This is a genomic window from Pseudobacteroides sp., assembly GCF_036567765.1.
Lineage (GTDB): Bacteria > Bacillota > Clostridia > Acetivibrionales > DSM-2933 > Pseudobacteroides.
Window position 1 is genome coordinate 1 of sequence record NZ_DATCTU010000067.1, and the last position, 9,360, is coordinate 9,360.

Annotated in this window: 8 protein-coding genes and 1 pseudogene; 2 read left to right on the forward strand and 7 right to left on the reverse strand. The window is 35.6% G+C overall.

Translation table 11 applies throughout. The features are described from left to right. Window positions 1-240: 240 nt before the first annotated feature. Window positions 241-1,422: a hypothetical protein gene (locus VIO64_RS09975; protein WP_331917688.1), complete on the reverse strand. Its 1,182-nt coding sequence runs from the start codon at window positions 1,420-1,422 to the stop codon at window positions 241-243. Window positions 1,423-1,438: 16 nt separating this feature from the next. Beyond that, the gene (locus VIO64_RS09980; protein ID WP_331917690.1) at window positions 1,439-2,323 is read right to left on the reverse strand and encodes a hypothetical protein; all 885 of its coding nucleotides are present in this window, start codon (window positions 2,321-2,323) and stop codon (window positions 1,439-1,441) included. A 350-nt stretch (window positions 2,324-2,673) separates the two neighbouring features. Here VIO64_RS09980 and VIO64_RS09985 point away from each other — a divergent pair, with 350 nt between their 5' ends. Further along, window positions 2,674-4,287, forward strand: a complete 1,614-nt coding sequence (locus VIO64_RS09985; protein WP_331917692.1) for a recombinase family protein — start codon at window positions 2,674-2,676, stop codon at window positions 4,285-4,287. Between the two features lie 49 nt (window positions 4,288-4,336). Here the strand turns inward: VIO64_RS09985 and VIO64_RS09990 are convergent. From VIO64_RS09990 to VIO64_RS10000, 3 genes and pseudogenes are all read right to left on the reverse strand, one after another. After that, window positions 4,337-4,435: pseudogene (locus tag VIO64_RS09990) on the reverse strand (manganese catalase family protein); the annotation flags it as partial. 35 nt (window positions 4,436-4,470) lie between these two features. Beyond that, a complete protein-coding gene (locus tag VIO64_RS09995; RefSeq protein WP_331917694.1) occupies window positions 4,471-4,719 on the reverse strand; it encodes a spore coat protein CotJB in 249 nt (82 codons plus the stop codon). Between the two features lie 14 nt (window positions 4,720-4,733). Continuing rightward, the gene (locus VIO64_RS10000) at window positions 4,734-4,940 is read right to left on the reverse strand and encodes a spore coat associated protein CotJA (protein WP_331917696.1); all 207 of its coding nucleotides are present in this window, start codon (window positions 4,938-4,940) and stop codon (window positions 4,734-4,736) included. 296 nt (window positions 4,941-5,236) lie between these two features. On the opposite strand from VIO64_RS10000, the gene VIO64_RS10005 reads away from it, so the two are divergent. Further along, a complete protein-coding gene (locus tag VIO64_RS10005) occupies window positions 5,237-6,613 on the forward strand; it encodes a PhoH family protein (RefSeq protein WP_331917698.1) in 1,377 nt (458 codons plus the stop codon). Window positions 6,614-6,711: 98 nt separating this feature from the next. Here the strand turns inward: VIO64_RS10005 and VIO64_RS10010 are convergent, their stop codons facing one another. After that, a complete protein-coding gene (locus VIO64_RS10010; protein WP_331917700.1) occupies window positions 6,712-8,307 on the reverse strand; it encodes a glycoside hydrolase family 57 protein in 1,596 nt (531 codons plus the stop codon). Further along, entirely contained in the window at window positions 8,304-8,876 is a 573-nt protein-coding gene (locus tag VIO64_RS10015; protein WP_331917702.1) for a DUF4912 domain-containing protein, read from the reverse strand. The genes VIO64_RS10010 and VIO64_RS10015 overlap by 4 nt, the downstream gene beginning before the upstream one ends. Window positions 8,877-9,360: the final 484 nt, after the last annotated feature.

Consider the following 9,360-nt stretch of genomic DNA (forward strand, 5'->3'; position numbering starts at 1 on the left):
AACCATATCGTTAGCTCCTTAGTTAATTATTGTGGTTGCTTGTCAGGTCAACCCACTTGATATTAACAAAGGAGCTTTCACATTTTTACAGGTAAATATTACAGTTGATTTTTATTAAAGTTTTTTATGCAACACTAATGAGTACAAGTAGGCGATAAGTCTGTCACGGTATATTAACATCCACATTTCAGTATAGAACGCAGCTGCTCCCATCAGGCTTATTTGTATGAAAGTCAGATATTAGCATAATTTATTACGATTCTTTATTTTCACAAAGTATAAAAATATAATTAAAAACAATATTATAGCGTTTAATAAAGAAACTACAATAATAATCAGGAAATTTGAATTGGGAAGAATGTTAAAAACTAGATTACCTGTAGAAAATTTATTCCCATACTTCACTTCATATTCAGCTGTATATAATCCTGAATCCAGTTTATCTGTTTCTAGTTTTACAATTAGATTTTGCTCAATGCCTGGAGGCAAAATCATACTACACTTATCCGGGAAAATTTTTTGCCCCTTCTCATTCTTAACAATTACCTTGAGTGACGTATTAAGGTCCAGATTACCAGTATTTTTAACTTCAGCTTTAAAATGAGCCATTTGTCCTTTATATACATCTTCTACATTCACGCTAATAAGCTCTCCTCTTAATAAACCCACTTTAAAAGCTTTCTCAGCATTTAGCCTTTTTCCATCAGGACTAATGGAATCTACCTTAACAAAGTATTTTCCCATCTCAACATCTTCTGTTGTAAACGGGATTTTTAGGGTTCCATAAAAACCTGCTTGTGGATATGGATTCATTGAAACCTTTTCATTAAATTCTGCTACAACTTCATTAGTTTCTAAACTTATAATTTTAATATTTGAGTTTACATAACTCTTGCTATGTAAAAAGTTAGCATATATTATATAGAATAATGCATTTTTGGGTTTCTCAACATCAACTACATTAAAACTTGCAATTGCAATACCTGGCTTAGAGAACTTTAATCTAAAGGAAGTCTCTCCTTTTGCTTTTGCCAAACCATTAGGATCTTCATCTGGATTATCTGATATAAAAAGTATAGATAAATCATAGGCCCCTATCTTGATTGACGTACTATCAATTATAACCTTTATATTTTTAGTCTCGCCTTTTAACAATTTAAAAGTACTTGGAAAGACAGTGATACACTCACTGCCTTTCCCTTCAACTTTGGGGCTTATTGTACAGGTGCTACCCATGTTTACAACATTTATTTCTGTGGTATACTGCTTAGCATCTACAGCTCCCAAATCCACTATTGCTGGTCTTATTGCTATTTTGTTTTTTGTAGTTGGCTGAGCAAATGAATTTGTAAGAGTAAAGTTAATTAGTATAAATAGAAAAATACAGAAAGTAATAAGTTTATAAAGAATTGCTCTAACCATCGTTAATAATCCTTTCTTACGGATTGGAATGATATTCACCAGTAATAGTAAAGTTCCAGGTCCAGTTATGACCGGTAGCTGCATGTTTGGGCATATCAACAAGTGCATAGAACGACTTATCACCATTTCCTTGTGTCGCATCCCAAGCAGAATAGTAACCAAAATCCAGTGTTACTGGATCAGTTGCCAGAGTCGGAAAGGTTGAAGATAAAACCATATTATTTCCTAAAAAAGCATCATCTGTCTGTCCGCCTTTAGCCGTAATATATTGTGAACTAGCTGTTAAAGCAGCAGCATCATCAACATATAATCTTCCGTCATCTCCAAGGGCAATATATACTGTTTTTGTATTTCTGGACCATGTCACACCAGCATCTGCTGATGTGTAGTATATCAGTTCTGATGAAAGACTTCCAACTTCGTTTACTCCAGATGGCATGGTTACTCCACCGCCACCGTTTGTTAAATTGCCTGTTATTTGGGGTTTTACATATGCAGTACCAGAAGTAGCATCTTTTAAGAAAATCCAGTTTGTATTATTTAAGCCACCTACAAGCGGATATGTTTCACCAGAAGATGTTACTTTGTAGAAGCTATTGGAGTTTGTTGCACCTTCATCAAAAGCAATACTGTCATTTGTTATATCAGTTTGGGACTCAAAAATAACATATTCAGTACCGCCATCTGTTCTTGCATTTGCTAAACCCTGGGCTGAGATATTTAAGGTACCATAGGATATTGTGTTGTCACTTACTACAACATCAACAAAAGCATCAGGATTGCCTGTTAGTGTACCTGAGCCAGTATCAGTTAACTGCTCAGCATTGATAAGAGTGGGAAATGCGAGGATTGTTACTAAAGCCATCAAAAATATACGCTTCTTTAACTTACTAATTTTCATATAATTCACCTCCCTCCATTTATATAATATGGTTATTATGTAAATTTGGTTCGCAGAATCATTATTGAAAGTAAAAAAATGTTGGCACTTTACAATAGAAACGGCTAAAACGAAATTTTACCACTGGATTAAAATGAAATTCTTTGCTATTTTATAAATATCCCGCAAATATAATTAACCTCATTCTGTAATCATACAAGCCATATTTTGAATATTATGGCCTAGACGATATTATGAAATGGGGTTTTAATTATGTCTAAAATTGAAATTCTTGATGATGTTATTGAAATTCTTATCAAACAAATACTTATGGAAGAAATAAATTCAAGTGAAGATAGAAGTGTGCCGGTATGGACAGAGAAATAAAATATGTTCCTCCTCTTGTCAGCGGCAACAGGTTTAAAGAATATAATGACCAGCATAAAACACTGGGAAAGAATAATCTGGATGTTGGCGGCTATATAAGAGTGTCAACTGCCAAAGAGTCTCAGAAGTCTTCTATTGAAAACCAACAGAAGATATTAAAAGAATGGGCAAGCGTAAACGGATATAACCTGCTGCGTTTTTATATCGATGTTAAAAGCGGTGCATATTCATATCTCAGGAATGAAATGCAGCAACTCAGAGAAGACATAAAAAAAGGAATAATAAACGGTGTTATTTCCAAAGAAATTGCCAGAACTTCCAGAGATATAATGGATATCATTGAGCTTAAGAGAAGCCTTGGTGATTATGGTGCGTTTTTTATTTCTCTTAAAGAAAACTACGATAGCCGGACCGATGATGATGAATTTCTGCTGGTCATTCATGCAGGACTTGCTCAGAAGGAGCGGAAAACTACAGCCAGCAGAGTTAAGGTAACTCAGCTTTTAAAGGCCAAGGAAGGTAAAACCAATGTAGCCTCGCCAGCTTTTGGCTATATGCTGACTCCAGATAAACAGTACCTCATGGTTAATGACGAGACCTCAAAAATATACAGGCTAATTGTTGAGAAGTTTCTGGAGGGGTGGGGACAGCTTAAAATATGCAAATATCTAAATAGTCAGGGGATACCCTCTAAAAGGGGCGAGAAATGGCATACAAATTCAATTAGGACAATACTGACGAATCCTGTATACTTGGGGATTACTATTTACAATGCTACAACCATGGTCAGAGACAGTACAGGCAGGCAAAGGAGGCTAGTAAGACCTGAATCGGAATGGATAATAAGACATAATACCCATGAGCCATTGATTACTAATGAAGAATATGAAAAGGTTCAGCAAATCATAAATGAAAGAAAAGAAAAGGATAGCAAGGAATGGAGCTGTGAAAAGAAATACTTGCTATCCGGATTTCTCTATTGCAGCATTTGCAATGGTAAGATATATGGTGGCAAGCAACCAAGTAAAGCCAAAAATCCAAAAGAACCGTATTATTTCTATTATGTAGATCAGAACCGCTATGGGATTTGTGATACAAAGTCCAAGTATTGGGATATGAGAAAGGTAGATAGCCTTGTTATGGAGCACTTAAAGAATTTCTTCAAGGACAGGGAATTGCTTGAGGAGAGCATCAGGGCTAAGCAATACCTTTTTGATAAAAAACTTATACAGGAGAAAAAACTTCGTGAGGAATTGCAAAAAAGTCTTGATAAAATAAATGTAGCTATAAGGAAACAGCAGGAGGCATTTGAAAGTGAAGTTATATTAATAGACGAATACAAAGTCAGAATGTCTGAGCTGCGGGAAAAAAAGAATGAACTGAATCAAAAAATTGATGCTTTGAATAAAAAGCTTGAGAAAAGTGACAGTATGGAGATAAAGCTTAATACTATACTCGATAAAGTAATTGGTTTAATTGAAAATTTAGACAAGCTGGATTATAATTTAAAAGAGGTCGTTCTTAAAAAACTTGTAAAGCGTATTTTTATTTCTGCTGATTATTCACTTAAGTTTGATTATACTTTTGAGGCAGATTAAGACTTAGAATGAATTTCATATGTAGGAAATTTGTCTATAAAAACCTTAAATCTGGTCCGCCGTACTGAGTTATAATATATTTTGCCATTCTTGGATTGGAGTTTACTATCTTAACTGGATACTCCAATTTTTTCTCATAAATCCACATTGAGAAGCCTCCTTTTTGATTCTTATTAAACCTGTTTATTTCTCCCAAGGCCATGGACTGTCGATCCATTTCCATGTACAAAAGTTGTTTGGACTTTGTTGATTTATTGGACCATACATCTTTTCATACCTGTCTTTTAACATTCTTGACTTTTGAACACTTGTGTTATAAAGCATTATTGCACGCTGATCCCAAGGATGTGTGTTTAGATATAAGCCTAGTTCAATGGATGTAAAATCCAGGCTCATTATTTCTTTCATAAGACTATCACGGTTTGTATCCATATCAATACCTCCAATCAAGCATCAACCGTATATTCAGGGTCTACCCCATAAGGTCTATCGAGCTCAGGAAAAATGGTTCCCCTTTTTAATCCTACTTCAGGCGTGTACAAGCAATTCATGTACTGAAAAGGAACATAAGCATGAGCAAGCTTCGGCATTTCCTCCGAAACAGGATAGATGGCGTTTGGGTTGTTCAAATTGTTATTATTCATCGTGTTCATTCTTTTCCCTCCAAAATATCAGTTTAATTATTTAGGCTGCAGGATTAATATTATTATATGTTTGTTTACATAAAACTGTTACTGAAGGCAGCATGAAGCAAGGATAAATATTGTCGTACAAGAAATGTCAGACGCAAAATTATTGATGTCTTTGTCATTACAATTGCAAACTGGAAGCTTATTCTTTATAATTAAAAGGCCGATATAAATAGTAATATATGAAATTTTTTTACACATATAAGATTAATGCTTTTAATACAGATTAAATATTAGGCATTCAAAGGGGTGTGGATTAATTGACTAAAACATATGTGCTTGATACTAATGTATTGCTTCAAACTCCCTATGCATTATATTCGTTTGGAGATAACACCATCGTTATACCTGAGATTGTGTTGGAGGAACTTGACAAGTTTAAGAAAGAGAATTCCGAATTGGGAGCAAATGCACGTCACACGGCAAGGCTTATTGATTCACTTAGGAGTAAAGGCAACTTGAGTGAAGGGATTAAACTGGAAAATGGGGGAACTCTCAGGATACATATGAATGTTATGGGAGGCAGACTTCCTGATGGATGGGAAGACAATAATGATAACAGGATTCTTAGGCTTTGCAAAGGGCTGCAGGAGAATGGGGAGAATGTTTTTCTTGTAACCAAGGATGTTTTTGAAAGGATAAAGGCAGATGTAATAGGAGTCATCGCACAGGATTTTTATGCCGAGCAGGTTCCGGGATACAGTGAGCAGTATAAAGGCAGACAGAAGGTCTATGCTTCGGAGGAAAAGATAAATGAATTTTATAAAAAGGGAAGCATGAGTATAGATGATATTTTTTGCTTTTCCCATGATTATTGCAAAAAGGAACTGGAAGAGAGGATTTGCAACCAGTTCTTTATAATTCACTCAACTACAAATGAAAAACAAACGGCACTTGGTCGATTTGACGGAAAGGAAATAGTTGCTTTAAAATACCTTCAGGAGAGGCCTTTTGGCGTAATACCAAGAAATGCAGGGCAGAAATTTATGCAGGAAGCACTGATGATGGAGGCGGATAAGGCACCTCTTGTGATTATTAAAGGGCCTGCAGGCACTGCCAAAACATTTTATTCTCTAGCAGTTGGGCTTCAGAAAATCATGCTTGATAGAAGCAAGCTTTATAGAAAGATACTGGTATGCAGGCCAAATATTAAGCTGGATGAGGATATAGGTTTTCTGCCCGGTACAGAGCAGGAAAAGATCGCACCGTTCTTAAGGCCTGTTGTAGATAACCTGGAAGTACTTATAGATAATGATGAGGATGAACGCTATAAAAGTGAAAAAGAGCTTAAAGATAAGGTAGATGAACTTTTTGACAGAAAAATTATCAATACTGAAGCCATAGCATTTATAAGAGGCAGGTCAATTGTTAAGCAGTGGGTTATAATTGATGAGGCACAAAACCTTACACCAAAGCAGGTAAAGGGAATAATTACAAGGGCTGGCATTGGTACTAAAATTATTCTTTTGGGCGATCCCGAGCAAATAGATCATCCGTTTCTTGATGTTAGGACTAACGGCTTGTGTTATGCTTCTGAGAAAATGAAGGGCAGTCCCTTATGTCACCAAATAACTCTAACTGATGAAGAGTGCGAGCGTTCAGAGCTTGCCTATGAAGGTGCAAAGAGGATGCTGTAGGTAAGTGTATTTGCTGCTGAATGATAGATTTACAGGGCTCAGAATGAAGGCCCTGTAAATTCTATTTTGGGAGTAAGTGGATTTTATGCCCGCTTTTTTCACATAGTCTTATAAATACTGTAATCAATCTCAGGAAATATATTATCCTTATGCTTCATATCCATCAACCATTCTTCATCGATATTGTTTTCCTTAATGTCATGATAAAGCCTTAAAAACCTTCCGATATGGTCGGTTGTCCTTTTGACTGCATACTGAACCATGGTTCCTGTCTTCATTATAAATGCCCAATCACTGCTTTGAGCAAGGAGGAGCTCCCGGGCTGCCTGGTTTAAGGCTTCTTTTTTTATCCCTTCAGCAATCCTATTTTCATTAGCCAATTCTGTCATTCTTTCCGCCCCCTTGTGAAGGTGCTTGTATATCCAGTCATTTGAGCTGTTTAACCACACTTCGTTGTATCCGTTATATCCCCAGCTGGATGCACAGGGCACAGATACTTGCATGATGGGGTTGCTGTTCATGTATTCCTTCAGCGTAACAAGGTTAAAGGAGTTTTGTTTGGTATGAATCATTTTGAACATAGTGTATAGCCAATGGGGCCCTTCATACCACCAGTGCCCCAAGAGTTCTGCATCATAAGGACACACAACTATAGGAGGCCTGTCCATGATTTTGGATAGAGTAAGTATTTGCTTTTCTCTGTTCTCTATAAAGTTCCGGGCATGAAAAATTGCCTTTTCTTTTGCAGTATCAGGATTATATGGTGTTTTATCATTGGTCTTTCCTGTTATACTGTAATATTTTATCCCTGTTTGTATCCTGTGGCCGTCTGGGGATATATGGTCTTTAATGTATTCGTAATCAAGGTCATAGCCAATGTCCCTGTAAAAATCCCTGTAGCACTTGTCGCCGGGATAACCGTCATGGGCACTCCAAACCTGTCTTGAAGATTCAATATCCCTTGCAAAAGCTACAATGCCATTTGTAGTTACTATTGGAGCAAATGTGCCGTAAACAGGTTTGGGATTTGCAAAAAGCAGTCCGTGGGACTCTGTGATAAAATATTCTATTCCATTTTTCTTAAGGGAGGTTTCTACCATAGGCGTATAACCGCACTCCGGCAGCCACATTCCCTTAGGTTTGACATTGAAAAACTTTTCATATGTCTGGACACCAATGGTAATCTGAGCATTTACAGCTTCGGGTGAATTGCTAAGGATGGGTAGATACCCATGAGTAGCGGCACAGGCTATGATTTCCAGTTTCCCTGTATCCTGAAGCCTTTTAAATGCTTGTACAATATTACACTTGCATTTGTCCCTGAACATAACCAAATCACTTTTAAACTTATTATGATACATTTTGGCCAAAAGGCTGAATTCAGGCTGGCTTCTTGTTCTATGTATTTCCTTTTCAGTCAAATCAATAAGTTTTACAAGATGATCCATATACCTGTTCTGAAGTAAAGTATCTGTAAGCATTGTTAAAAGTGGAGGAGTAAGGGACATGGTTACACGAAAGTCCACTCCTTCTTCTATTAGTGACTCAAAAGATTGAATTAATGGCAAATAAGTTTCAGAAATAGCTTCAAACAACCATCTTTCTTCAAGAAAGTCTTTATGCTCAGGATGTCTGACAAATGGAAGATGTGCATGGAGTACTACTGCAACATGACCTTTAAGCAAAGTTATCATTCCTTTCCAAATAACTCAAGGGAACTAATTCCAAAGCATTGTTCGAATTTTGAATTAAATGCAAATTCCATTGAGCTTATTCCAATATTTTTATAGTAAGATTCCAAGTCCAGCATTTCATAAATTAATTTACTCTCATTTTCATATCCGGATTTGGAGAAGTTTCTGTAATCCATGAAGTAACATGATGTACTGCTGCTGACCATATTGCTGGGGGTTTGAACGTAGTTGGAAGAAACCATAGGTATAAAGATTTTATCAGAGATTTTTCTTCCATATTCAACCTCGTAAATACAGTTGATGTCATCTACTTGAATATACCAGTTGGTGGCATAATCATTAATAACTATAATAAAGCTGCTGTTTCTGGATAAATTTTTCACTTTTAATGCAGGGGAAGATTTTTGCCAGAGTTCAATTCCCAGTTCTTCTATGAAATGTCTTATCTCCAGTCCTGAAATCTCCCAATATGCAAACAGACAATGGGGATCCCGTGATGTAAGCACAATTTTGGTTTCACCATAGTTTTCAGACAGCTTGTATGTATTTGGGGAGTTTGTATAATCCATATATTTATTCCTCCTTTGTCTATTAAAGAATTTGCATTTTATTTACATATTATTCATTAAGTGAGGCCATTTCAAAAAATAATTTTAATGAGACTTATTTTACTATATTAATATATAATGTATAATATATAAAGGAATGACCAAAAAAGCAATTTTATCTTCCATAGTATAAGTATTGTATTTTAAAAGAAGGATTTTTTCTATATTTACAGAATATATCCATATAAATTTAATAAATCAAGCATTTTATACCTTCCTTGGGTTGGAAATAAGGGCACACTGCAAATGTTTTTTTATTAAAACATATAAATATAAAAGTTATACACATAAATTGATATAAAAATACGCAAAATACTTATAAAGGAATTTTAATTTACATTTTTATTCTCATAAATAAAAATTGAAGATTATCCGGCTAAGCTCGAAAGGAGCCGATTATGAAGATATTAATGCTTTCTTGGGAATACCCTCCAAGGATAGTTGG

Coding starts and splice junctions, on each gene's coding strand:
- VIO64_RS09980 (WP_331917690.1), bottom strand. CDS start 2,323: ATGAAAATTAGTAAGTTAAAGAAGCGTATATTTTTGATGGCTTTAGTA.
- VIO64_RS09985 (WP_331917692.1), top strand. CDS start 2,674: ATGGACAGAGAAATAAAATATGTTCCTCCTCTTGTCAGCGGCAACAGG.
- VIO64_RS09975 (WP_331917688.1), bottom strand. CDS start 1,422: ATGGTTAGAGCAATTCTTTATAAACTTATTACTTTCTGTATTTTTCTA.
- VIO64_RS10015 (WP_331917702.1), bottom strand. CDS start 8,876: ATGGATTATACAAACTCCCCAAATACATACAAGCTGTCTGAAAACTAT.
- VIO64_RS10000 (WP_331917696.1), bottom strand. CDS start 4,940: ATGAACACGATGAATAATAACAATTTGAACAACCCAAACGCCATCTAT.
- VIO64_RS10010 (WP_331917700.1), bottom strand. CDS start 8,307: ATGATAACTTTGCTTAAAGGTCATGTTGCAGTAGTACTCCATGCACAT.
- VIO64_RS09995 (WP_331917694.1), bottom strand. CDS start 4,719: ATGGATACAAACCGTGATAGTCTTATGAAAGAAATAATGAGCCTGGAT.